Origin of the sequence: Streptomyces sp. 1114.5 (assembly GCF_003635085.1) — a bacterium.
In the GTDB taxonomy this organism is placed as follows: domain Bacteria; phylum Actinomycetota; class Actinomycetes; order Streptomycetales; family Streptomycetaceae; genus Kitasatospora.
The window spans coordinates 1,226,944-1,251,237 of record NZ_RBXE01000002.1 but is presented as its reverse complement, the minus strand read 5'-3'; the positions used below and the strand labels follow the sequence as shown (position 1 = coordinate 1,251,237).

General features: G+C 74.0%; 15 protein-coding genes and 1 riboswitch. Of the genes, 5 read left to right on the top strand and 10 right to left on the bottom strand.

What is annotated here, in order from left to right:
- Nucleotides 1-137 precede the first annotated feature (137 nt).
- Genes BX285_RS28730 through BX285_RS28720 form a run of 3 tightly spaced genes read right to left on the bottom strand, consistent with a single transcriptional unit; the run spans nt 138 to nt 3,564 of the window.
- A complete protein-coding gene (locus tag BX285_RS28730; protein ID WP_121178689.1) occupies nt 138-1,682 on the bottom strand; it encodes a precorrin-2 C(20)-methyltransferase in 1,545 nt (514 codons plus the stop codon).
- Nucleotides 1,679-2,305, bottom strand: a complete 627-nt coding sequence (locus BX285_RS28725) for a precorrin-8X methylmutase (RefSeq protein WP_097235233.1) — start codon at nt 2,303-2,305, stop codon at nt 1,679-1,681. Before BX285_RS28725 ends, BX285_RS28730 begins: the two co-directional genes overlap by 4 nt.
- Nucleotides 2,302-3,564, bottom strand: a complete 1,263-nt coding sequence (locus BX285_RS28720; protein ID WP_259470829.1) for a hypothetical protein — start codon at nt 3,562-3,564, stop codon at nt 2,302-2,304. The genes BX285_RS28725 and BX285_RS28720 overlap by 4 nt, the downstream gene beginning before the upstream one ends.
- A gap of 302 nt (nt 3,565-3,866) precedes the next feature.
- A riboswitch (cobalamin riboswitch) is annotated at nt 3,867-3,952 on the top strand.
- Between the two features lie 136 nt (nt 3,953-4,088).
- Here BX285_RS28720 and cobN point away from each other — a divergent pair.
- Nucleotides 4,089-7,724, top strand: coding sequence for a cobaltochelatase subunit CobN (gene cobN / locus BX285_RS28715; protein ID WP_121178688.1), 3,636 nt, complete (start codon nt 4,089-4,091; stop codon nt 7,722-7,724).
- A gap of 311 nt (nt 7,725-8,035) precedes the next feature.
- Nucleotides 8,036-9,565 carry an apolipoprotein N-acyltransferase gene (gene lnt, locus BX285_RS28710; protein WP_259470828.1) on the top strand — a complete coding sequence of 510 codons (1,530 nt, stop codon included), beginning with the start codon at nt 8,036-8,038 and terminating at the stop codon, nt 9,563-9,565.
- On the opposite strand, the gene BX285_RS28705 is transcribed toward lnt, so the two are convergent.
- The 4 genes from BX285_RS28705 to gdhA form a co-directional block, all read right to left on the bottom strand.
- On the bottom strand, nt 9,529-10,305 hold the full coding sequence (locus tag BX285_RS28705; RefSeq protein WP_121178686.1) for a VOC family protein: 777 nt from the start codon (nt 10,303-10,305) through the stop codon (nt 9,529-9,531). The two genes, lnt and BX285_RS28705, sit on opposite strands and share 37 nt — an antisense overlap.
- A complete protein-coding gene (locus tag BX285_RS28700; protein WP_121178685.1) occupies nt 10,302-11,222 on the bottom strand; it encodes an NADP-dependent oxidoreductase in 921 nt (306 codons plus the stop codon). The genes BX285_RS28705 and BX285_RS28700 overlap by 4 nt, the downstream gene beginning before the upstream one ends.
- Nucleotides 11,223-11,453: 231 nt before the next feature.
- Nucleotides 11,454-12,329 carry an AraC family transcriptional regulator gene (locus tag BX285_RS28695; RefSeq protein WP_121178684.1) on the bottom strand — a complete coding sequence of 292 codons (876 nt, stop codon included), beginning with the start codon at nt 12,327-12,329 and terminating at the stop codon, nt 11,454-11,456.
- Nucleotides 12,330-12,480: 151 nt separating this feature from the next.
- Nucleotides 12,481-13,914: an NADP-specific glutamate dehydrogenase gene (gene gdhA, locus BX285_RS28690; protein WP_121178683.1), complete on the bottom strand. Its 1,434-nt coding sequence runs from the start codon at nt 13,912-13,914 to the stop codon at nt 12,481-12,483.
- A 274-nt stretch (nt 13,915-14,188) separates the two neighbouring features.
- Between gdhA and ribA the strand changes: the two genes are divergently transcribed.
- Entirely contained in the window at nt 14,189-14,818 is a 630-nt protein-coding gene (gene ribA, locus BX285_RS28685) for a GTP cyclohydrolase II (RefSeq protein ID WP_121178682.1), read from the top strand.
- Between the two features lie 143 nt (nt 14,819-14,961).
- Here ribA and BX285_RS28680 read toward each other — a convergent pair whose 3' ends face one another.
- From BX285_RS28680 to BX285_RS28670, 3 genes are all read right to left on the bottom strand, one after another.
- Nucleotides 14,962-18,546, bottom strand: coding sequence for a protein kinase domain-containing protein (locus tag BX285_RS28680; protein ID WP_121178681.1), 3,585 nt, complete (start codon nt 18,544-18,546; stop codon nt 14,962-14,964).
- 252 nt (nt 18,547-18,798) lie between these two features.
- Complete coding sequence (locus tag BX285_RS28675; RefSeq protein WP_121178680.1) at nt 18,799-20,934, bottom strand: bifunctional diguanylate cyclase/phosphodiesterase; 2,136 nt, start codon at nt 20,932-20,934, stop codon at nt 18,799-18,801.
- A gap of 178 nt (nt 20,935-21,112) precedes the next feature.
- Nucleotides 21,113-21,919 carry an SAM-dependent methyltransferase gene (locus BX285_RS28670; RefSeq protein ID WP_121178679.1) on the bottom strand — a complete coding sequence of 269 codons (807 nt, stop codon included), beginning with the start codon at nt 21,917-21,919 and terminating at the stop codon, nt 21,113-21,115.
- Nucleotides 21,920-22,166: 247 nt separating this feature from the next.
- Between BX285_RS28670 and BX285_RS28665 the strand changes: the two genes are divergently transcribed.
- Nucleotides 22,167-22,721 (top strand): SRPBCC family protein, encoded by a 555-nt coding sequence (locus BX285_RS28665; protein WP_121178678.1) that lies wholly within the window; start codon nt 22,167-22,169, stop codon nt 22,719-22,721.
- Nucleotides 22,722-22,888: 167 nt separating this feature from the next.
- A complete protein-coding gene (locus BX285_RS28660; RefSeq protein WP_183107244.1) occupies nt 22,889-24,028 on the top strand; it encodes an aminotransferase class I/II-fold pyridoxal phosphate-dependent enzyme in 1,140 nt (379 codons plus the stop codon).
- Nucleotides 24,029-24,294 lie beyond the last annotated feature (266 nt).

Genomic DNA, 24,294 nt, shown 5'->3' with positions numbered 1-24,294 from the left:
GACGGCTGACGGCTGACGGCTGACGGCTGACGGCTGACGGCTGACGGCGAACAGATGACAAAAGACAGATGACAGCTGACAGATTTCGTTATCTGTCAGCTGTCATCTGTTATCCGTCCGACGTCAGCCGTCCGCCGTCACGCCTCCGGGTACCGCCGGGGCGTCCAGACGACCTCCACGCCGCCGCCCCGCTCGACCGCCTGGGTCTGCGAGGAGCCGATCAGCAGGATCGTCCGCATGTCGACCAGCGCCGGGTCCAGTTCGCCGAGCCTGACGATCCGGATCCGCTCGGTCGGCCCGCCGACGTCCCGCGCCATCACCACCGGGGTCTCCGGCGCCCGGTACTCCAGCAGCAGGTCCCGGGCGAGGCCGACCTGGGTGGTCCGGGACTGTGAGCCCGGGTTGTACAGCGCGAGCACCAGGTCCGCCTCGGCGGCGGCGCGCAGCCTCTTGGCCACCACGTCCCAGGGCTTGAGCCGGTCCGAGAGCGACACGGTCGCATAGTCGTGCCCGAGCGGGGCGCCGGCCCGGGAGGCAGCCGCGTGGGCGGCGGTCATCCCCGGGAGGACCCGCACCGGGACATCCCGGTAGGCCTCCTCGCAGGCGACCTCCAGCACGGCGGTGGCCATCGCGAACACGCCCGGGTCGCCGGAGGAGACCACCGCGACCCGGTGCCCGCGCCGCGCGAGGTCCAGCGCGTACTCGGCGCGCTCCGACTCCACCTTGTTGTCCGAGCCGTGCCGCTGCTGCCCCGGGCGCTCGGGCACCCGGGCCAGGTAGGTGGTGTAGCCGACCAGGTCGGTGGCCTCGGCCAGCGCGCCGCGCGCCTCGGGGGTGAGCCAGAGCGGCCCGGCCGGCCCGGTGCCGACCACGGTCACGCTGCCGGTGCCCTCCGACAGCCGGACCTCGGGCTCCAGCGGCGCGACCTTGCTCGGCAGCACCGCGACCGAGAAGTACGGCACCGTCTCGCCGTCGACCTCCGCGAGTGGCGCGATGCGCTCGCCCGCCATGAAGGCCCGCTCCACGTACTGGGCGTCGTCCAGCCGCCCGGCCCGCTCCAGGGCCCGGCGGACGACCGGGAAGGTGCGCCCGAGCTTCATGATCACCGCGGAGTCGGCGGCCGCGATCCGCGCCGTCAGCTCCTCCTCGGGCAGGGTGCCCGGGATGACGGTGAGTGTCTCCTCCGCCTCGGTCAGCGGCTGTCCGAGGCGGGCCGCCGCCGCGCTGACCGAGGTCACGCCGGGCACCACCTCGGTCGGGTAGCGGTGCGCGAGCCGCTTGTGCATGTGCTGGTACGAGCCGTAGAAGAGCGGATCCCCCTCGGCGAGGACCACGACGTCGCGGCCGGCGTCCAGGTGGGCGGCCAGCCGGGCGGCGGCCTCCTCGTAGAACTCGTCCAACGCGCCCCGGTACCCGCCCGGGTGGTCGGTGGTCTCGACGGTGAGCGGGTAGACCAGCTTCTCCTCGATCTGACCACCCGTCAGGTACCGCTCGGCGATCGAGCGTGCGATGGACCGGCCGTGCCGAGCGCTGTGGTACGCCACCACGTCGGCCTTGCCGATGAGTTCGGCGGCGCGGACGGTCACCAGCGACGGGTCCCCCGGGCCGAGCCCGACGCCGTACAGCCGTCCGGCCGAGGTCGAGGTCGAGGTCGAGGTCGAGGGGTTCTGACGTTCCGTCACTCTTCTTCGCTCGCAATCGCATTGATGGCGGCGGCGGCGATCGCGCTGCCGCCACGCCGACCGCGCACCACCAGGTGCTCCAGGCCGGACGGGTGCTCGGCCAGGGCCTGCTTGGACTCGGCGGCGCCGATGAAGCCGACCGGGACGCCGATCACCGCGGCCGGGCGCGGCGCGCCCGCCTCGATCATTTCCAGCAGCCGGAACAGCGAGGTCGGCGCGTTGCCGACGGCGACCACCGCGCCCTCCAGCTTGGGCAGCCACAGCTCCATGGCCGCGGCACTGCGGGTGTTGCCCATCGCGCGGGCGAGTTCGGGCACCGACGGGTCGGTGAGGGTGCAGACCACCTCGTTGTCGGCGGGCAGCCGCTTGCGGGTCACCCCGCTCGCGACCATGTTGACGTCACAGAGGATCGGCGCACCGGCGCGCAGCGCCGCGCGTGCGGAGGCGACCACGCCGGGCGAGTACACCAGGTCCTCGACCAGGTCGACCATCCCGCAGGCGTGGATCATCCGCACCGCGACCTGGGAGACGTCCGCCGGGAGGGCGGCCAGATCGGCCTCCGCACGGATGGTGGCAAAGGACTGGCGGTAGATGGACGCGCCGTCCTTCTCGTACTCGATCACTTCGTCGTCCTCCTGGCCTCGGCGACCGCCTGGGCCATCTCCTCGTTCGTCACGTCCACGGAAGGGACAGGTGCCGGTCCGTTCACCGTCACCCGGTAGCCGTGCCCCGTGGCGAGCACGTCCACCCACCGCCCGGCCGGGTGGCCGCAGCGCCGTTCACAGCCCGACCAGTGGACGGGCAGCATGGCGGGAAGCCCGCCGCCGACGGACCCGTGGCCGGCGTCCAACGCCCGGGCCGCGTCCGAGCGGACGTCGGCCGGCGACTTGGCGCAGCCCGGCAGCCCGGTGCAGGCGGTGGCCCGCTCCCAGGGCGTGCCCGGCTCGGTGCGGAACCCGGCCTCGGCGAGCGCGGGAAGCCGGTCGGCCGGCGCCCCGGGCAGGACCGCGCCGCGCCAGGGCGTCAGCCGCAGCTCCCCGGCGGAGGCGGCGATCAGCGCCCGCCACTGCGCGGCGCTCGCCCGCCCGAAGCGCAGGCCCACCGAGAGCCCGCCGGGCAGCGCCCCCACTTCCGGCGCCGTACCGGCGGGGGCGGGCAGCGGCACCGGGCCGGCCGGCAGCAGGTCGGGGACCTCGCGCAGGTGCCAGGCCTGGCGGCCGGTGGTCCGCAGCGCCGCCAGGAAGCGACGGGCCGCGTCCAGTACGGCCGTCACCTCCTGTCCGGCCTCGACGGGGTGCCCGTGGGTGGAGCGCCCGAGGCGCAGCAGGGCGGGCCCGTCCGAACCTGCGATCAATGTCACATCGGCGTCGAGCGCGGCGACGTCGCCGCGTCCGTCGTCCAGCGCGAACAGGAACTTGCCGGAGAGTCCGGGCGCCCAGTCGCTCGCGCACAGCCGCGCGTCCAGGTCCCGCACCCAGGCCTGGACATCGGCGGAAGAGGAGGCGGGGGCGGCGTCCAGCCCCGCCAGTGGCGAGGCGACGATGTTGCGGACCCGCTCGTGGGTGTCCGAGGGCAGCAGTCCGACGCCGCGCAGCCGCTCGGCGAGGTCCGCCGCGCACTGCGAGTCCAGGCCCCGCAGTTGGACGTTGCCGCGCGAGGTGGTCTCCAACCGGCCGTCCCCGAGGGCTTCGGCGGCCTCGGCCAGCGCGAGCGCCTGACGGTTCGTCAGCAGGCCGCCGGGCAGGCGGATCCGGGCCAGGGCGCCGTCGTCGGCCGGGTGCAGACGCAGCGCGCCGGGGCAGGCGTCCGCGCGCCCCCGGTCGGGCACCTCCCGGTCGGGCACGACGGCGCCCGGCGCGGTGGCGTCGGGTGTCGGTGGCATGGCGGCGAGCATACAGATGATCCGATCGGTTGCCTCCGTCCGCTGCATCACACTCCGGCGCACCCGGACACGCACCGACGCGCACTGACGCGCAAACCGGAGCAAGCACCGACGCGAGCACCGAGGCGCACGCCGACGCACAAGCCGGCGTGCACGCCGACGCACAAGCCGCAGCCGCCAGGGCTCACCGGAGCCCGCCGGGGCCCGCGGCCGAAAGCTCACTCTCCCCCAGGTCAGCCGTACCCCGTACGATGCAGGGCGGGCGGTCCGCGGACCGCCCGCACGCCAGCGACGGCGCAGGGGAGGAAACCGGTGCAAGCCCGGTGCGGTCCCGCCACTGTGACCGCGGTTCACCGGGAAGCCGGTCGGCCGCGGGAGCCAGGAACTCCTGCCGTCCTCCACCGGCCCGGGGCGCGGACCCCGAGGAAGGCAGAAATGCACCAGCGCTGTCGCATGCCCGCGAACGCGTCCACGGCCATCACTGCGGCCATCCTGGCCACCCACGAGGCCGGGAGGGCCTTCGCATGATCCTGCTGCTGTCGACGTCCGACACCGACCTGCTGAGCGCCCGCGCCTCCGAGGGCCCCGTGCGCTACCGGCTCGGCAACCCGGCCCGGCTCACCCCCGAGGACCTGCCCGCACTGCTGGAGGGCACCGAGCTCGTCGTGGTCCGCCTGCTCGGCGGCCGCCGCGCCTGGCAGGAGGGCCTGGACGCGCTGCTGGCCGGCCCCCGCCCGGTGGTGGTGCTGACCGGTGAACAGGCCCCCGACGCCCAGCTGATGGAGCTGTCCACCGTCCCGGCCGGCATCGCCGCCGAGGCGCACGCCTACCTCGCCCACGGCGGTGCCGCCAACCTGGCCGAGCTCGGCGCCTTCCTCTCCGACACCGTGCTGCTCACCGGCCACGGCTTCGCCCCGCCCGCCTCCGCCCCGGCCTGGGGCCCGCTGGAGCGCGAGGCCCGTACGTCCGACGGCCCGACGGTCGCGGTGCTCTATTACCGCGCCCACCACATGAGCGGCAACACCGCCTTCGTCGAGACGCTCTGCCGGGCCATCGAGGACCAGGGCGCCCGGGCCAGGGCCTACTACTGCGCCTCGCTGCGCGGCGCCGAGCCCGAGCTGCTGGCCGCACTCGGCGAGGCCGACGCGATCGTCACCACGGTGCTCGCCGCCGGCGGCACCCGCCCGGCCGACGCCCAGGCCGGCGGCGACGAGGAGGCCTGGGACGCGGGAGCGCTCGCCGCGCTGGACCGCCCGATCCTGCAGGCGCTCTGCCTGACCTGGTCGCGCGCCCAGTGGGAGAGCAGCGACGACGGCCTGTCCCCGCTGGACACCGCCACCCAGGTCGCCGTGCCGGAGTTCGACGGCCGGCTGATCACCGTCCCGTTCTCCTTCAAGGAGCTGGACGAGGACGGCCTCACCGTCTACGCCGCCGACCCGGAGCGCGCCGCCCGCGTGGCCGGCACCGCCGTCAGCCACGCCCGGCTGCGGTACGTCCCGGCCGCCGAGCGCCGTCTCGCGCTGGTGCTGTCCGCCTACCCGACGAAGCACGCCCGGGTCGGCAACGCCGTCGGCCTGGACACTCCGGCCAGCGCGGTGCGGCTGCTGGAGCGGCTGCGCGCGGAGGGCATGGACCTGGGCGACAACCTGCCCGGCTTCGACGGCGCCGAGGACGAGGGCCACGAAGGCCACGAGGGCGATGCGATCATCCACGCCCTGATCGCCGCCGGCGGCTACGACCAGGACTGGCTCACCGAGGACCAGCTGGCCCGCAACCCGGTGCGCATCCCCGCGGCCGACTACCGCCGCTGGTACGCCACCCTCCCGCAGGCCCTGCGCGAGCAGGTCGAGGAGCACTGGGGCCCGGCCCCCGGCGAGCTGTACGTCGACCGCTCGCAGAACCCGGACGGCGACATCGTGCTGGCCGCGATCCGCTCCGGGAACCTGCTCGTCCTGATCCAGCCGCCGCGCGGCTTCGGCGAGAACCCGGTCGCCATCTACCACGACCCGGACCTGCCGCCGAGCCACCACTACCTGGCCGCCTACCGCTGGATCGAGGCCGCGCAGGAGGACGGCGGCTTCGGCGCCCACGCCGTCATCCACCTCGGCAAGCACGGCAACCTGGAGTGGCTGCCCGGCAAGACCGCCGCACTGTCCGCCGAGTGCGGCCCGGACGCCGTCCTCGGCAACCTCCCGCTCGTCTACCCCTTCCTGGTCAACGACCCGGGCGAGGGCACCCAGGCCAAGCGCCGCGCCCACGCCACCCTGGTCGACCACCTCGTCCCGCCGATGGCCCGCGCCGACTCCTACGGCGACATCGCCCGCCTGGAGCAGCTGCTGGACGAGCACTCCAACATCGCCGCGATGGACCCGGCCAAGCTGCCCGCCATCCGCGCCCAGATCTGGACGCTGATCCAGGCCGCCAAGCTCGACCACGACCTCGGTCTGGACGAGCGCCCCGAGGACGACGGCTTCGACGACTTCCTGCTGCACGTCGACGGCTGGCTCTGCGAGGTCAAGGACGCCCAGATCCGCGACGGCCTGCACGTCCTGGGCCAGGCTCCGGCCGGCACCGACCGGGTCAACATCGTGCTCGCCATCCTGCGCGCCCGGCAGATCTGGGGCGGCGTCAGCGCGCTGCCCGGCCTTCGCGAGGCGCTCGGCCTGGACGAGGCGGCACTGACCCTCGGCGCCACCGACGCCGCCGAGGCCAAGGCCCGCGCCCTGGTCGAGGCCATGGAGGCGGAGGACTGGGCGCCCGAGGCGGTCGAGAAGGTCACCGCCGAGCTGCCGGAGAGCGTCCAGCAGGCCGTCCGCGAGGTACTGGTCTTCGCCGCCACCCAGGTGGTGCCGCGCCTGGCCGCCACCACCGACGAGCTGGACGCCGTGCTGCACGCGCTGCAGGGCGGTTTCGTCCCGGCCGGCCCCTCCGGCTCGCCGCTGCGCGGGCTGGTCAACGTGCTGCCGACCGGCCGCAACTTCTACTCCGTCGACCCGAAGGCCGTCCCCAGCAAGCTCGCCTGGGAGACCGGCCAGGCGCTCGCCGCCTCGCTGATCGAGCGCTACACCGCCGACAACGACGGCGCCTACCCGCCCTCGGTCGGGCTCTCGCTCTGGGGCACCAGCGCGATGCGCACCGCCGGCGACGACATCGCCGAGGCCTTCGCCCTGCTCGGCGTCCGCCCGGTCTGGGACGACGCCTCCCGCCGGGTCACCGGCCTGGAGCCGATCCCGCCGGCCGAGCTGGGCCGCCCGCGCATCGACGTCACACTGCGCATCTCCGGCTTCTTCCGGGACGCCTTCCCGCACGTCGTCGCCCTGCTGGACGACGCGGTGCGCCTGGCCGCCGCGCAGGAGGAGGCCGACGCGGACAACTTCGTGCGGGCCCACGTCCAGGCCGACCTCGCCGTGCACGGAGACGAGCGCAAGGCCACCGTCCGCGTCTTCGGCTCTCGCCCGGGCACGTACGGAGCGGGCCTGCTCCAGCTGATCGACAGCCGGGACTGGCGCACCGACGCCGACCTGGCCGAGGTGTACACGGTCTGGGGCGGCTACGCGTACGGCCGCGGGCTGGACGGGCGGCCGGCCCGCGAGGAGATGGAGACCGCGTACAAGCGGATCACCGTCGCCGCGAAGAACACCGACACCCGCGAGCACGACATCGCCGACTCGGACGACTACTTCCAGTACCACGGCGGCATGGTGGCCACCGTCCGCGCCCTCACCGGCAAGGCGCCGACCGCCTACATCGGCGACTCGACCCGCCCCGAGACGGTCCGCACCCGCACGCTGACCGAGGAGGCCGCCCGCGTCTTCCGCGCCCGCGTGGTCAACCCGCGGTGGATCGAGGCGATGCGCCGGCACGGCTACAAGGGCGCCTTCGAGATGGCCGCGACGGTCGACTACCTGTTCGGCTACGACGCCACGACCGGCGTGGTCGCGGACTGGATGTACGAGAAGCTGACCCAGGAGTACGTGCTCGACCCGGTCAACCGGGAGTTCCTCGCCGGCGCCAACCCGTGGGCGCTGCACGGGATCAGCGAGCGTCTGCTGGAGGCGGCGAGCCGCGGGCTGTGGGAGCAGCCGGACCCGGAGCTGATCGCGCAGCTGCAGGCCGCGTTCCTGGAGACGGAGGGGGACCTGGAGGGCGGGGAGGGCTGAGGGAGGCTTCCCCCGCTTGACGTGAAGGGGGATGCCGGTGTTCCTGTCGTCCATTCGGGTGACAGGAACACTGGTGGCGTACGCCGTCCAAGCGGACAATACGGGGCATGCCGCGTCGCTCCGTTCCCACCGGCCCCGTCCTGAGCACTCCCGCCACCGAGCCCGCCGAGGAGGTCGGAGAGCCAGCACCCCAGCCGGATCGCCAGCCGGATCCCCAGCCGGATCGCCAGCCAGAGCTCCAGCCGGATCCCCAACCAGCGCCCCACCGGTACCGCGCCCGGTTCGCCGCGCTGGCGGCCGGGGCGGTGCCGGTGCTCGCGTTCCCCGCGCCCGGGCAGGCCTGGCTGGCGTGGATCGCGCTCGTCCCCGGACTGCTGCTGATGCAGCGGGCGCCGTCGGGGCGGGAGGCGGCGGTGCGCGGGTGGTGGTTCGGGGCGGGGTTCATCCTGACCGCGATGTACTGGCTGGTCCCGTCCGTCGGACCGGGGCTGCCGGTCATCGCGGTGCTGTTCGGGGCGCTGCAGGGCGCCGTCGGATACACCGTGCACCGGCTGCTGCACCCGCCGCTGACCACCCGTCGGGCCCTGCTCGCACTGCTGGTCGTCCCGGCGGTCTGGGTCTGCGCCGAGTACGCGCGCTCCTGGCACGCGCTCGGCGGGCCGTGGGCACTGCTCGGGGCCACCCAGTGGCAGCACCCGGCGATCCTCGGGCTGGCCGCGGCGGGCGGGATCTGGCTGGTCAGCGCGGCGGTGGCGGCGGTGAACACCGGGGTGCTGATCGCACTGACCGCGGCGCACCGGCGACCGCGGGCCGTCGCCGCGGCGGTGGCGGTGCTGGTGCTGGCCTCCGGTCCGCTGCTGTTCTCGCTGCGCGAGGCGCCGGCCGGAGCCGGGGCGGTGACGGTGGCGCTGGTCCAGCCCGGCATCGTGGCGGACCCGCAGGCCAGGTTCGAGGCGAGTGCGCGGGCCACCGCCGGACTGGCCGGGCAGCCGGTGGACCTGGTCGTGTGGGGCGAGAGCAGCACCACCGCCGACCTGGACCACGATCCGGCCGCACTGGACGTCCTGCGCGGCCTCGCCGCGACCACCGGCGCCCAGGTCGTCGCCGGGGAGGACGCGCGCAAGGCGGACGGGCGGATCTCCAAGGACGCGGTGCTGGTCTCCCCGGCGGGCGTGGTGGACCGCTACCGCAAGATCCGGCTGGTGCCGTTCGGCGAGTACATCCCGCTGCGGCCGGTGCTCGGCTGGATCGCCGGGGTCAGCCGGGCGGCGGGCGAGAACCGGGCCCCCGGCACCGGGTTCCACCTGCTCCCGGCCACCGACCGGACGGGTGCGCCGCTGCCCGTCGGGGCGCTGATCTGCTTCGAGTCGGCCTTTCCCGACATGGCCCGCACCGCCGCCCGGGACGGCGCCCGGGTGCTGGTCTACCAGTCCTCGACCTCGACCTTCCAGCACACCTGGGCGCCCGAGCAGCACGTCTCGCTGGCGGCGATCCGGGCCGCCGAGACCGGGCGGCCGGCCGTGCAGGCCTCGCTGACCGGGGTCTCCGCGGCCTTCGACGCCCAGGGCCGGGAACTCGGCCGGCTGGGCACCGACCGCACCGGCGCTCTGACCGTCCGCCTGCCGCTCACCGCCCCCGGGACGCTGACCTGGTACGACCGGATCGGCGACGTGGTGCCGGTCGGGGCGCTGCTGGTCACGGCGGGGGCGGCGGTGGCGGCGGGGGTGTCGCGACGGCGCTCGGGTCGGGCGGCGGGTCGGGCGGCGGGTCAGGCCTCGGCCCAGGCCTCGGGTCGGGCGTCGGCTCAGATGTCGGCTGAGACGTCCGCGCCGGAGCTGTAGATTCCGAACGCGGCGCCCTGGGGGTCGCGCAGGACGGCGATCCGCCGGCCGCCCTGCATGGAGTACGGAGGCATCAGCACGTCCGCGCCGAGGGCGACCGCCCTGTTGACGGTGTTGTCCGCGTCGGCGACCGCGAAGTACGGCAGCCAGTGCGGCGGCACCTCGGGCGGGAAGTTCTCGCCCATCACCAGCATCCCGCCGAAGTCCCGGCCGGCCAGGCCCCACTGGGTGTAGTGCTCGGACGGCGCGACGGACCAGCCGAAGACCGCCGGGTAGAAGGCGGTCGCACCGGCCGGGTCGCGGGTGAGCAGTTCCACCCAGCCGAGCGAGCCGGGCTCGTTGAACACCCCGGCGCCCTGAAAGGCACCGGCCTGCCAGAGGATGAAGACCGCGCGGGAGCGGTCGGCGGCCACCGCGAAGCGGCCGTGGTCGAGCACGTCGGTGGGCTCCTTGATGAGCGTGCCGCCGGCTTCCTTGATCCTCGCCGCGGTGGCCTCGGCGTCGGCGACCGCGAAGCAGATCGTCCAGGCCGTCGGCTGCTGCGGCGCGTAGCGCGGGGTGATCGCGGCGGCCGGGGCGTCGCCGACCAGCATCTGGGTGTAGCCGCCGTCCGCGGGGCGTGCGCCGTCGTCCTCGCGCCAGCCGAACAGCTCGCCGTAGAAGGCCCTGGCGGCGGGCGGGTCGTCGGTGCCCAGCTCCACCCAGCAGGGGGCGTCGGTGGTCACGGAGGTCTGCTTCACGGTTTCTGCTCCCCGGCTTCGATGATGACCTTTCCGCGGGCGTGCCCGGATTCGACCAGCGCCAGCGCCTCGGCGGCGGCGGTGAGCGGAAAGCGGTGGGTGACGTGCGGGTCCAACTCGCCGGAGTCGACCATCGCGGCCAGGGCGGCGAGCGTCCCGGAGGTAGTCGAGCGCGTGAGGAAGCTGCCGCCGAGCTCGGCGACGGTGACCGGGTCCACGGTGCTGACCAGCACGGTACGGTCGGTGATCACTCCGGCCACGGCCCGCAGGGCGTCGCCGCCGACCAGGTCGAGGACGCCGTCGACGCCGTCGGGTGCGGCCGCCGCGATCCGCTCGGCGACGCCCTCGCCGTAGCGCACGTGCACCGCGCCCAGGGACTCCACGTACGCGCGGTTGGCGTCGCCGGCGGTGCCGATCACGACCAGGCCCCTGGCGCGGGCGAGTTGGGCGGCGATGGTGCCGACGCCGCCGGAGACGCCGAGGATCAGCAGCGTCCGGCCGACGCCGAGACCGAGTCCGCGTACGGCGTCGTCGGCGGTGGCGGCCGAAACGGGCAGCGTGGCAGCCTGGTCGAAGCCGACCGCGCCGGGCTTGATGGCGCTCAACTCGGCACGCAGCAGTGCCTGTTCGGCGAATCCTCCACCGTCGGTGCTGCCGAACACCTCGTCTCCCGGGGCGAACCCGGTGACCTCGGGGCCGACCCTCAGCACCACGCCCGAGGCCTCCAGGCCGAGTACGGCGGGCAGTTGTTGCTCGCGGCCGAGATAGCCCTGGCGGATCTTCCAGTCCGCCGGATTCACTCCGGCTGCCCGCACCGCGATCGCCAACCGGCCGGGGCCGGGGTCCTGCGGCGGGCGGTCCAGGAACTCCTGAGTCTCCGGCCCGCCGTAGTCGGTGAAGCCGAACGCCTTGACCATCGGTGATCCCACTCCTCGGGTAGCGGTCTGCGGCCCCCGCCCACTCCCCCGCCCCAGCATGCGGGGCGAAGCGGCGAGGGGGCGGGCGCTGGTGGGCCGAACGGGCGGGAACGGGCGGGAACGTGAGGGAACGAACGACGGCCGACAGATGACAGCCGACAGATGACAGATGTTGAAATCTGTTATCTGTCGGCTGAAATCTGTCGGCCGTCAGTTGTTCGTCGCCACGCGTCAGCTCCGCAGGGCCCGGGCCACCGGGATCCAGAGTTCCGCCTCGGCGTCGGCCGCCCCCGGAACGAAGCGGGTCTTCAGGATCTCCGGGCCCGGCCGGGCCTCGTACGGGTTGGACGGGAACCACTGCGCGGCCACGTCCCCCCACATCTCCTGCAGCGCCTGCGGGAACGGTCCGGTGTTGGTGAACACCGCCCAAGTGCCGGCCGGGACGTCGAGGACATCCAGGTCCTCCGGGACGACGGCGTCCGCGCGCGCCACCACCGCGTGCCAGTAGTCGAGTTCGGACCCCTCCTCCCGGTTGGGCGAGAAGTCGTCGGTCACCGACACGATGCCGACCGGGTCCGGTCCGGTGAGGGCCGTGATCCGCTCGACGGTGTCCTTGCCGAGCCCCCTGATGAACTCGGCGATGTGCGGGTTGATCCCCAGGTAGACCAGCGGCACCCGGGCCTTCCTGCCGACGATCCGGAACTCCGGCTTCTCGATGATTCGGTATTCCATGCTGCTGCTTCCTTCCACGACGAGTCGGAAGGACATCCGGGGCTGGGAGGTGAGCACCGCACCGTCACGCCGGGCCTCTCCCGGCCCGACCCCGTGCATCGCCCGGAACGCCCGGGCGAACGCCTCCCCCGACGTGTACCCGTACCGGACCGCGATGTCGAGCAACGTCCGCTCGCCGTCCAGGACTTCGGCCCCGGCGACGGTCAGTCGCCGGCGCCGGACGTACTCCGAGAACGGCATCCCGGCGAGCAGCGAGAACAACCGCCGGAAGTGGTACTCGGACGTCATCGCGATCCGCGCCAGCTCGCTCACGTCGACCTCGCCGTCCAGGTCCCGTTCGATGCGCTCCATCGCCCGGTTCAGGTGCTCCAGCACTCCGCCCCCGTCCTTCCCTTGCTGATCATCACTGTAGGAAGGACCCACCCTGCCGCACCCGACAATCGGTGCCCACTCCGGTCGGGTGGCGATCGGAGTGGGCACCGACGAGGCGGCCGGTCAGCGGGCAGCCGGCGGGCCGCCGGTCGGATCAGACCAGGCCCTGGGCCAGCATCGCGTCCGCGACCAGCTCGAAGCCCGCGATGTTGGCGCCCACCACGTAGTCGCCGGGGTGGCCGTAGCGCTCGGCGGTGGTGAAGCAGGAGTCGTGGATGTGCTTCATGATCCCGGCCAGCCGCTCCTCGGTGCGCTCGAAGGTCCAGGAGTCGCGCGAGGCGTTCTGCTGCATCTCCAGCGCGCTGGTCGCGACGCCGCCCGCATTCGCCGCCTTGCCCGGCCCGAAGGCCACTCCGGCCTCCTGGAACACCCGCACCGCCTCCGGGGTCGTGGGCATGTTGGCGCCCTCGGCGACCGCGAGCACGCCGCCCCGCACCAGGGCGAGCGCGTCGGCCTCGGTGAGCTCGTTCTGGGTGGCACACGGCAGCGCGACCTCGCAGGGCACGCTCCACACGCCCGGACCCTCGACGAAGCGGACGTGGCTGCCGCGCAGTTCGGCGTAGTCGGCGACCCGGCCGCGCCGGACCTCCTTGACCTCCTTGAGCAGGTCGAGGTCGATGCCCTTCTCGTCCACCACGTAGCCGGAGGAGTCGGAGCAGGTCAGCACCGTGGCGCCGAGCTGCTGCGCCTTCTCGATCGCGTAGAGGGCGACGTTGCCGGAGCCGGAGACGACCACCCGGCGCCCGTCCAGGCTCTCGCCGCGGCTGTGCAGCATCTCGGCGGTGAACAGCACGCAGCCGTAGCCGGTGGCCTCGGTCCTGGCCTGCGCGCCGCCCCAGCCGAGGCCCTTGCCGGTGAGCACACCGGACTCGTAGCGGTTGGTGATCCGCTTGTACTGGCCGAAGAGGTAGCCGATCTCCCGGCCGCCGACGCCGATGTCCCCGGCCGGCACGTCGGTGTGTTCGCCGAGGTGGCGGTAGAGCTCGGTCATGAAGGACTGGCAGAACCGCATGATCTCGGCGTCCGAACGGCCCTTGGGGTCGAAGTCGGAGCCGCCCTTGCCGCCGCCGATCGCCAGGCCGGTGAGCGCGTTCTTGAAGATCTGTTCGAAGCCGAGGAACTTGACGATGCCGAGGTTCACCGAGGGGTGGAAGCGCAGGCCGCCCTTGTACGGGCCGAGTGCGCTGCTGAACTCCACCCGGAAGCCGCGGTTGACGTGGATGGCGCCGGAGTCGTCCGTCCACGGCACCCGGAACATCAACTGCCGCTCCGGCTCGCAGATCCGCTCGATGATCCGGGCGTCGACGAACTCGGGGCGGCGGGCGAGCACCGGGGCCAGCGTCTCCAGCACCTCGTGGACCGCCTGGTGGAACTCCGCTTCGCCCCGGTTGCGTCGGACCACGTCCGCGTACAGCGACTCGATCACGCGCTGCTCGGCGTCGAAGGAGCAGGCGCGGTCGGCGGCGGGCTCGGCGTCGGTGGTGGCGGGCGTGACGCGGGTGGCGGGCGTGGACGTTTCGCGGCTCATGGGCATCTGATCAGGACCCTTCCATGGTCGTCGGTGGTCATGCTCGGGTGTTCCCGTGCCCAGGAAACGGGTGAAGTCTCGCAGTGTCCACAGCGCCACCCCGGACCGTTCCACATGCTGGGAGCCGGACGGGAACAGACGAGGCGGGAGGGGTGTTCTGCGGTCCGTGATCGGGCGCGACACCGTCGGTAACCAGTTGTTCAAATTGGAACTACCGAGTACGGTCGACATCCGATCCAGCCCGGTCCACCCCTGATCGACGGAGGCCCGTTCCATGCCGCTGCCCGGCTCCGCCACGGTGCGCTCGCACGTGCGCATCCCGCTGACCTTCCCCGACGGCTTCCGAGTCGAGGCGGAGGTCTTCACCTTCCACGACCTCACCGACGGCGCCGAGCACCTGGCGCTCGCCCTCGGCACGGTCCCGGAGGGCGGGACCCCGCTGGTGCGGCTGCACTCCGAGTGCCTGACCGGGGACGTCTTCGGCTCGGACCGCTGCGACTGCGGGCCCCAGCTGCGCGAGTCGGTCGAACGGATCGGCGAGGCCGGCGGATACCTGCTCTACCTGCGCCAGGAAGGCCGGGGCATCGGGCTGTACAACAAGCTCGATGCGTACGCCCTGCAGGATTCCGGATTGGACACGTACGACGCCAACACCGCGCTCGGCCTGCCCGAGGACGGCCGGGACTACACGGCCGCCGCCCAGATGCTCACCGCACTCGGCGCCACGGACATCGACCTGCTGAGCAACAACCCGGACAAGGCGATGCAGCTGGCCGACCTCGGGATCACCGTGCGTCACCGGGTGCCGACGGGCGTGCACCTGTCGGCGAGCAACGTCCGGTACCTGCGGGCGAAGGTGGAGCGGACGGGGCACTCGATCGAGCTGTCCCGACTGGTCGGCTGAGCGGGCGGCAGGTGGTGGGCCGCGGGCGGCCGGTGACAGCTGACGGCTGACGGCTGACAGATGACAACCAACAGATGACAGCTGACAGATTTCGAAATCTGTCAGCTGTCAGTTGTCATCTGTTACCCGTCAGCCCCCGAACGTCACCTCTCCCCCGGCCGCCCCCGGACCGTCCGCAGCACCCCGTACGCCGCCAGCGGCAGCGCCACCAACAGCGCGGCCCAGAAGGCGCCGTGTCCCCACAGCCCCGCGAGGGCGCCGAACAGCCCCTCGAACACCGGGATCCGCAGCGCCTCGACCGGGCCCAGCGGTCCGGGCCAGGCGCCCAGGAACACGGTGGCCGGGATCCACACCGCGAACAGGGCCCGGGCAGTGAGCCGGGTCCCGAGGGTGCTCACCAATGACACCACCGCCAGCAGGACGACGAACCCGGCCTGGTAGGCCGCACCCGCCTGGCCGGTCCCCCACGAGGCCGGCGTCGGATGCACCCCGGTGACGGCGAGCCGTACCTCGACCGCCGCCCACAACAGCAGGACCAGCACCGCCGTGGTGCCGAGCGCGAACCACAGCCGCTCGCGCACACCCGGGTTACCGCCCCGCCACTGACCGGCCGCGGCACCCGTCCGCGCGCCGCCCACACCCGTACGGGTCGAACCCGCACGAGCGGCCCCCGCACGGGAGGCCTCCCGGGCCCGCCGTCGGGCGTCCTGGGCGGGCTTCAGCAGCCGGTTGGACGCCCGTTCGATCAGCCAGAGCGACACCACGATCGCCACCACCGCCGCGATCCCGGCCCAACTCCCCATCCCGCCCTCGAACATGACCACCCGGTCGGCCACCGGCTGCGGCGCCTCCACCGCCGTCATCGGTGGCCCGAGCCGCAGGAAGCCGATCGCGAACGCCCCGGCGCCGGTCAGCAGCGCCGTGCCGACGCCGACCCGGGCGGGGAAGAAGGCGAGCACAGCGGCCGCGACGAAGGCCGCGCCGAGCCGGCCGACCGCCTCTCGCGCCGCCTGGTCCCCGGCCGTCCGCAGCGGCCCGCCGAAGGCGCCGCCGGGCGCGATGTCCAGCTTCTCGCCCGCCTCGACCGGGTAGCGGAGCACCGCCCCCGCCCAGAGCAGCAGTCCGAAGCCGAGGAGCAGCAGCAGGACGGCCCCGGCCCGGCGCGGCAGCCCGGCCCGGGCCTGCGGCCACCAGGCCTGCAGCCGGGCCCGCCAGTCCACCGGCGGCCGCCGGCGCCGGTTGCGCCACAGCCTGGTCAACGGCCCCTCCCGCCGCACCCCGGGCTCCGCTTCGGGCCGCTCGGGGCGCCCCCGGCCGCGTCGCCGCAGCACTTCGACCGCGACCAGCGCCGCCCGCCCGCCCGGCTGCGCCGGGTCGGCCCCCACCGCCTGGCGCCGCAGCGCCGACCAACGGCGCCGAACCACCTCCCGGGGAGTGGCCGCCGCCGGGTCGGGCGCCGGCTTCCGGGCCAGCTCGCGAACGGCCGTACGGACGCCGGCAGTCACCGTCAGCGCACCGTCCACCAGCACTGCCGCGACGAGGGCCGCCAGCTCCGACACCCGTCCGGGCAGCGGCAGTCGGTGCAGTGCGACGGGCAGCGGCGAGAGCCGGCCCAGCAGCCGTTCGCGCTCCTCGGGGCGGACACTCAGCCAGACCGCCTGCCGGTGCGCCTCCTCCCGCTCCTGCGGGCTGAGCCCGTCGCCGCCGCGCCGTCCGCCGCCGACGGTGCGGGCCAGGCGGTTCACCTCGGCCAGCACCTGCGGCAGTTCGGCCAGCGCGAGCAGCCGGGAGCAGTGCTCGCCGGCACACTCGGGGTGGAAGCAGTCGTAGCGCGCGGCGACGACCGGCGCGCCGTACCGGACCAGTTCGTCGATGAGCTCGGCGCCGTCCGGCTCGGTGACGACGCGTTCCAGTCCTGCGGTGTCGATCGGGCGGTCGCGGTAGTGCGGGGTGGCGGACGGCGCGAAGGCCGCGCCGAGGGCGAGCACGGCGACGGCCGCCACGGACTCGCGCCGGGAGCCGGGCGCCCGGGCGACGTCGGTGAGGTGGTGCAGGTCGAAGACGGTGTCCTCGACCTCGTCGCGCAGCCAGTCCCGCAGCCGCTCCGCACCCCCGGTGGAGAGCCACCGCGCGGCCGCGCCGGAGTTCCTGAGCAGCGCCTCGGCGAGCCGCACCGGATCGGTGAAGGGGTTGCCGAGGAAGGTGACCGGCCGGTGGGCCCGGGCCTGCGCCTGGGGCCGGCGGCGGATCACCTCGGGGGTACCGCCGGCCAGCCAGCTGCGGACCTGCGGGGCGGTCCAGCGGTCCTCCGGCTTCTTGGTGAACAGTCCCTGGAGGAGCAGCAGTTGGCGCGGGTCGCGGACGGCGGCGAGGTCCACCTCCTCGCCCATCACCAGTTCCAGTTCCAGCTCCTGGTCGGCGGCGCGCTCACCGTCCGCGCCGACGAACCGCGGACGGCCGACGAAGAGTTCGTAGAGCACGTTGCCGAGGCCCCACCAGGGCCCGGCCTGGTGGTTCTTGCCGGCCAGCTGCTCGGGGGCCATGTAGGCAACGGTCACCATCATCGCGGAGGTGAACCGGCGGCTGTCGGTGAGCCGGTCGACCCCGCCGAAGTCGGCGATCACGAACCCCCCGGACCCTCGGCCGGAGCGCGCGCCGGGGCGCACCAGGATGTTGGCGGGCTTGAAGTCCAGCGGGTTGCGCTTGATCCGCTGCTGCCAGAAGTCGAGCAGGGCGACCAGCTCGTAGACGATCTGCTCGGTGGCCCGCCGGTCGGTGTGCCCGCCCTCGCGCCACAGCTCGGCGACGTGCGCGGCGAGGGTGACCGGCAGGTACTCCATGGCCACCCAGTCGACCAGCGCGCCGTGGTGGCGGACCCGCCCGAAGTCGATCAGGTGCGGGACGTGCCGCCGGAAGCCGTCGTTGCGCAGGTGGGCGAGCAGCTCGTGGTCCATCGGCTGACCGCTGGCGGCGACCTTGACGGCCGCGTCGCCGCCGCCGTCGGTGCGCCGGACGTACCAGACGGTGCCCTCCGAGCCCGCGCCGGCCCTGCCCAGCGGAACGAAACGGTCCCGCAGGGCGCTCGGGAAGGCCTCCGAGGCCTCGCCTGAACCGGAACCGCCAGCGGAACCGGTCGTGGGGCCGGTCGTGGGACCGGTAGCGGAGCCGGTCGTGGGGCCGCTAGCGGAGCCGGTCGTGGGACCGGTAGCAGAACCGAACCCGAAGCCGGTGCTGACACCGAGGCCGGGGTCGGACCCTCCGTACGGGCCGGGCCCGCCGCCGGAGGCCGGCCCCGGCCCGATGCCGTCCTGCCAGGACGGGGTCGGCCCGGTGCCGGGCCGGGGCCGTACGACCTCGGTCACCGCGTCCGGGTCGAAGCGCCCCCGGCCGCCCTCGCGCACCTTGGTCGGTGCCTGCGGGTCGAAGCGCGGCTCGCCTCCGGTGACCCGCCGGGTCGCGGCCTCCGGGTCGAAGCGGGGTGCAGCCGCCGGCACCCGGCGCGTCGCGGCCTCCGGGTCCACCCGGGTCGGCGGGACGGAACCGAGCCTGGACGGGCGGCCCGGTGCACCCTCGGAATCGCGCCACCGCCCCCGCGACCATCGCTCCACCCTGCTCCGCGGCTGCTCCTCGGACTCCCCGTACGCCCCCGGGCCGCCGCCGGCGCCCGACCGGGGCCTCGGCCCGTACCGATCGCCGTCGGCCGGGTCCGCGTCCTCCGTCGTGCCCATGCGGCGCTCCCCTCCCCCGCAGCCCGGACCGGCGCGGGGCCGTGACCATGGGCGCGCCGGTGCCGGGTGGTGATTTTGACGCGCCATCATCCCGCATGCCGGGCCCGGGCGTCGGGCGCTTTTCCGGATCAGGACCGACCTGCCGCAGGACCGGTACGCGAGCGCGACCGGACCCGGAGCCGGACCCCGATCCGGAGCCGGAGCCGAAGCCGGAGCCGGACTACAGCCGAACGCCGTCGGCGCAGCCGGCCCTCAGCCCTCCCGGACCGGCCGCCCCTTCGGCTCCTCCACGATCCGCCGGGCGATCTCGGCCGGCCGCACCGGGCGGCCGAAGTGCCAGCCCTGCGCCCAGTCGCAGCCCATGGTCCGCAGCCGCTCGGCGTCCCGGAGCGTCTCCACGCCCTCGGCGGTGACGGTCAGTCCGAGCGTGTGCGCCATCGACACCAGGCCGCTGACGATCCGCCACCCGGTGGACTCGTCCTTGCCCGGTTCGTGCAGGTCGCCGACGAAGGACCCGGCGATCTTCAGCCCGGAGACGGGCAGGTCGCGCAGGTAGGCGAGGTTGGACCAGCCGGTGCCGAAGTCGTCCACGGCCAGCGACACCCCGAGGTCGACCAGTCCGTGCAGGGTGCGCAGCGCCTCGTCCTCGGGCCCGACCACGGTCGACTCGGTGATCTCCAGTTGCAGCCGGGCCGGGTCCAGGCCGGTGCCGTCCAGGATCCGGCCGAGGTCGGTGACGAGCGCGGCGCTGCGGGCCTGGCGGACCGCGAGGTTGACGTTGAGCTGCGGCGCGGCGTCGCCGAACCGTTTGATCCAGTCGGCGGCCTGGCCGCAGGCCTGCTCCAGCACCCAGCGGCCGAGCGGCATGATCAGGCCGGTCTCCTCGGCGGTGGTGACGAACTCGTCGGGGCCGAGCACGCCGAGCTGCGGGTGGCGCCAGCGCACCAGCGCCTCCACGGCGGCCAGCCGGCCGTCCGCGAGGCGGTAGAGCGGCTGGTAGTCGATGAAGAACTCGCCGCGGTCGAGGGCGGCGGGCATCCGCACCGACACCGCGTAGCGGCTGACCGCTCGGGCGTTCTCCTTGGGGTCGAACAGCGTCCAGCGGCCGCGGCCGGCCTCCTTGGCGCGGTACAGCGTGAGGTCGGCGGCCCGGACGGCGGCGCCCGGGGTGGTGGTGGACACCCTCCGCTCCAGCACGCCGACGCTGGCACCGACGGCGAGCTTGTGGTCGCCGATCAGCACCGGCCCGGCGAGCGCCTTGAGCACCGTCTTGGCGGCGGCCACCGCCTCCTGCTCGCCGCGGCACCTCTCCAGCAGGACGACGAACTCGTCGCCGCCGAGCCGGGCCACCAGGTGGCCGAGCGGGGTGAGGGCGGCCTTGAGCCGGGCGGCGACGGCGGCCAGCAGCTGGTCGCCCATGTCGTGGCCGAGGCTGTCGTTGACCACCTTGAAGCCGTCGAGGTCGACGTAGCAGAGGCCGAAGCGGTCGCCCGGCTCCGGTTCCTCGAACAGCTTCTCCAGCCGTTCGAAGAAGGCCGCGCGGTTGGGCAGGCCGGTCAGCGGGTCGTGGGTGGCCTGGTGGCGCAGCCGCTCCTGGAGCCGGTAGCGGTCGGTGACGTCCTCCAGCATCGCGACCTGGTACTGCGGGGAGCCGTCGTCGTCACGGATCAGCGAGACGGTCAGGTGGGTCCAGATCACCTCGCCGTCCTGGCGGTAGTACGGCTTGTCGAGCTGGAAGTACTCGCGCTTTCCGCTGATCAGCTCCTCGTACGCCTCCCACACGCCCGGGGCGTCCTCGGGGTGCACGAGGTCGCCGACCCGGCGGCCGATCATGTCCGCCGGGCCCGCGCCGAACAGCTCCTGCAGGGCCTTGTTGACGGCCATGATGTTGCCGTCGGTGTCACCGATGCCGATGCCGATCGCGGCGCTCTCGAACAGTGCGCGGAACCGGGCCTCGGAGGCGCGCAGCGCCCGTTCGGCCTCCTTGCGGGCGGCGTCGGCGGCGGTGCGGATCGCCTCCTGTTCGCGCAGCGTGCGCTCGCGCAGGGCGGCGGCCCAGCCGGCCGCGAAGGCACCGGTCAGGGCGGGGCCCCGGTCGTCGGCGAGGGGCTGCGCCTGGAGCAGTTCGACGGCCCGGGCCAGCAGCACCGGGTCGGTGAAGTGCGCGTCGACCAGTTCGGCGCCGGCCTGCGTGGCCAGGCGCGGCACGAACGGGTGCTCCTCCTGGGCGCGACGCAGCAGGGCGGCGGTGCGCGCGACCAGCCGGTTCAGCAGGTCGGGGTGGACGGCGATGCCGTGGTCGGTCGAGAGCAGCCGGGCCCAGTCCTCGTGGAACCGCTCGGCGCCGCTGCCCTCGGGAGTGGTGCCGCGCTCGGGGGTGGTGCTCATCGGCCTGTCCCGGGTCTGCCGTCCGCGCTGCCGTCCGCGCTGCCGATTGCGCTGCCGTGCGCTCTGCCGTCCACGGCGGGGCCGGCGCTCGCCGCGCCTGCGACGGTGCCCAGCGCCGTGCCTCCGGCGGCCGCCGCCCGGGGCGGGCGGCCGTCGGTGCCTCGTCCGTGGCAACCGCTCAAGAGCGGATCCCGACGCCCGCTACCCCTGCCATCCGCTCGGGGTGCTCACCTACCGTGTGGGGCTGGTCCGGGCGCCACTGCGGGAGGTAGACCACGCCGGGCTCGACCAGCTCGAAGCCGGCGAACATCGCGGTGATCTGCTCGTGGGTGCGCATGGTCAGCGGGGTCGGTGTCATCCGGTAGAGCTTCTGGTGGTCCTCCGCCTGGTCCGGGCGGCCTTCCAGCGAGGCGTGCGAGAGCACCAGCGCGCTGCCGGGCGGGAGCGCGTCGCGGAGCACGCCGATCAGCTTCCACGGGTCCTCGTCGTCGCTGACGAAGTGGGCGACGGCCACCAGCAGCACGGCCACCGGCTCGCCCGCCGCGACCAGTTCGACGACCTCGGGGTGGGCCAGCAGGTCGTCGAGGTCGCGCAGGTCGGCCTGGACGACGGCGCTGGCCGGGTCGCCCTCCAGTAGCAGGCGGCTGTGCGCGACGGCGACCGGGTCGCGGTCCACGTAGACGACCTTCGACTCGGGGCGGATCGTCCGGGCGATCTCGTGCACGGCGCCGAAGGTCGGGATGCCGGAGCCGATGTCCAGGAAGCGGGTCACGCCCCGCTCGGCGAGGTACGTCACGGCGCGGCGCAGGAAGGCGCGGTTGGAGCGCATGATCTGCGGAAGCTCCGGCCACAGTCCGATCGCCTTGCGCGCCATCTCCCGGTCGACCTCGAAGTTGTGCGATCCCCCGAGGTAGTAGTCGTAGACCCGCGCGGCGTTCGGTTTGTCCAGGTCCGTTCCCTCCGGTACCCAGCTCGGTCGCCGCATGCCTGTGACTCCTTCACTCCGGTTCCGGGGGCGCTGCACCCTGGGGATGCTGCCGTGACAGATGAGACTACAAGCACGGAAGATCCTCCTCCGCACCCCGAACGGCTGCAAGCGGAGTGCCCCGTTTCCGCCGGGCGGCGGTTTCCGGAACGTTCACCTCCACGCCCGGTGGCCGTTCCTCACCAACTCCGCAACGGCCCAACGACGTTCGGCCCTACCGCCGCCCCGGCCCGGCTAGGGTGGGCCCGTGGACCCCAACCACTACCGCTTCCGGGGCTCGTGGCGGCTCGCGGCACCGACCTCCGCCGTGTACGCGGCACTGGAGGACGTGCGGAGCTATCCGCTGTGGTGGCCGGAGATCAGCGAGGTCCGGCCGACCGGCGAGGAGACCGGGGACGTGGTCGTGCGCGCACTGCTGCCGTACCGGCTGGTGATCAGCCTGGAGGTGCGCCGGCGCGACCCGGCGGCCGGGGTGCTGGAGGCGGCCATGCGGGGCGACCTCAACGGGTGGTCGCGGTTCACGGTGACGCCGAACGGGCAGGGCGGTCCGGACGGTGAGGGCGGTACGGGCGGTACGGGCGGTACGGGCCGTGCGAGCGGCGCGGGCGGCGCAGGTGGCGTGGGCTGCCGGGTGCTGTTCGAGGAGGACACCCGGCCCGGCAAACCGCTGCTGCGCCGGCTCGCGCTACCGCTGCACCCGGTGTTCCGGGCCAACCATGCGGTGATGATGCTCCGGGGGCGGCGCGGGCTGGCCGCCTACCTGGCGGCCGGAGTGACCGGAGCCAGCGGAGGTGACAGATGACAGATGACAACTTTCAGCGAACAGATGACAGATTTCGAAATCTGTCATCTGTTCGCCCGAGCCTGAACCCAGACCCGGGCCCCGCTCCCGACTTCGAGTCCCCCTTCGACCGCGCCGGCACCGGCAGCAGCAAGTGGGCCCGCGCGGACGCCCCCGGAGTGATCCCGATGGGCCTCGCCGACATGGACCTCCCCGGTCCGCCCGCCATCGCCCGCGCCCTGCGGCAACGCGCCGACCACCGCGCGTACGGCTACACGGTGTGCGACCCGGCCGGCCGCTCACTGGTGGCCGACTGGTACCGCGCCCGGCACGGCGTCGAAGTGGATCCGGACTGGGTCCTGCTGCTGCCCTGCGGCCCGCGCACCGCCCTGCGCATCCTGCTGGAGACCGTCCGCGAACGAGCCGCCCACCCGGATTCCACCCGCCCGGGAGCCGCCCGATCACCCGCGCCCGTCCTGTTCCCGACCCCCGAGTGGGGCGGCTTCGCCCAGCTCTGTCGCGCCGCCCGCCTGGAGTACCGCGAACTGCCGCTGCCCGTCGGCCCGGACGGCTACCGGCTCCCGGTCGGCCCGCTGCCCGGCCCCACCTCCGCCGTGCTGCTCAGCAGCCCGCACAACCCCTCCGCCCGGGTCTGGCCCGCCGACGGGCTGCGCGCCCTGGCCGAGCGGGCGGCGGAGGCCGGCGCACTGCTGGTCTCGGACGAGGTGCACGGCGACCTCACCCACCCCGGCCACCTGCACCCCGTCGCCGTGACCACCGTCGGTCCGGCGCTACGCCACCTCGTGGTCACCCTCAACTCCGTCGGCAAGACCTTCAACTGCTCCGGGATCCCCAGCAGTTTCGCCCTCGTCCCCGATCCCGCCCTGCGCGCCCGGTTCACCGACGCCCTGGCCGGCTACGGCCTCTGGGAGGGCGGCCTGCTGGAGCAGACCGTGCAGCAGGCGGCGCTGCGCGAAGGCGGCCCGTGGCTGGACGCGCTGCTCGCGCACCTCGCCGCCGCCCGTACCCGGCTCGCCGACCGGCTCGGCCCCGCCGTCCGGTCCGCCCCGCAGGCCTCCTACCTGCTCTGGCTGGACGCCGCCGCCCTCGGCCTGCCGCCGCAGGACGCCCGGCGGGCGCTGCTGGAGCGCTGCGGCCTGGAGGCCTCCGACGGCACCGAGTTCGGCCCCGGCGGCCGCGGTTCGCTGCGATTGAACTACGCGCTGCCGGGCTCGGTGCTGGCCACCGTCCTGGAGCGGCTGGAGCGACGGGAGCAGCCGGGGCGGCTGGAACGACCGGACCGGCCGGGACGGCCCGACCTCCCGTGACGCGGGCATCTGCCAGGCCCGGCACCTGCCTGGCACATGCCCGGCACGCTGCGTGTGCGCCCGCGCACGAGCCGTCGCAGATCCTCGAATTCACCCGTTCGTCATGCCCCTGACCTGCAGAAACGAACGTTCACACGATTTTTGCGGAGCGCCCCCGCATGCTCCGTAGCAGACTGGGCAAAGTAGACCGGGCCGCAATCGTGATCCCGAGGATGGTGAGTCCGGTGATACCGACATCCAGCACCACTCCGCCCGACCGTCAGAGC

Bases quoted from the DNA above. Each gene is read 5' to 3' on its own strand.
- BX285_RS28720 (WP_259470829.1), bottom strand. From the start codon at position 3,564: ATGCCACCGACACCCGACGCCACCGCGCCGGGCGCCGTCGTGCCCGAC.
- cobN (WP_121178688.1), top strand. From the start codon at position 4,089: ATGATCCTGCTGCTGTCGACGTCCGACACCGACCTGCTGAGCGCCCGC.
- BX285_RS28700 (WP_121178685.1), bottom strand. From the start codon at position 11,222: ATGGTCAAGGCGTTCGGCTTCACCGACTACGGCGGGCCGGAGACTCAG.
- gdhA (WP_121178683.1), bottom strand. From the start codon at position 13,914: ATGAGCCGCGAAACGTCCACGCCCGCCACCCGCGTCACGCCCGCCACC.
- ribA (WP_121178682.1), top strand. From the start codon at position 14,189: ATGCCGCTGCCCGGCTCCGCCACGGTGCGCTCGCACGTGCGCATCCCG.
- BX285_RS28680 (WP_121178681.1), bottom strand. From the start codon at position 18,546: ATGGGCACGACGGAGGACGCGGACCCGGCCGACGGCGATCGGTACGGG.
- BX285_RS28675 (WP_121178680.1), bottom strand. From the start codon at position 20,934: ATGAGCACCACCCCCGAGCGCGGCACCACTCCCGAGGGCAGCGGCGCC.
- BX285_RS28670 (WP_121178679.1), bottom strand. From the start codon at position 21,919: ATGCGGCGACCGAGCTGGGTACCGGAGGGAACGGACCTGGACAAACCG.
- BX285_RS28660 (WP_183107244.1), top strand. From the start codon at position 22,889: ATGGGCCTCGCCGACATGGACCTCCCCGGTCCGCCCGCCATCGCCCGC.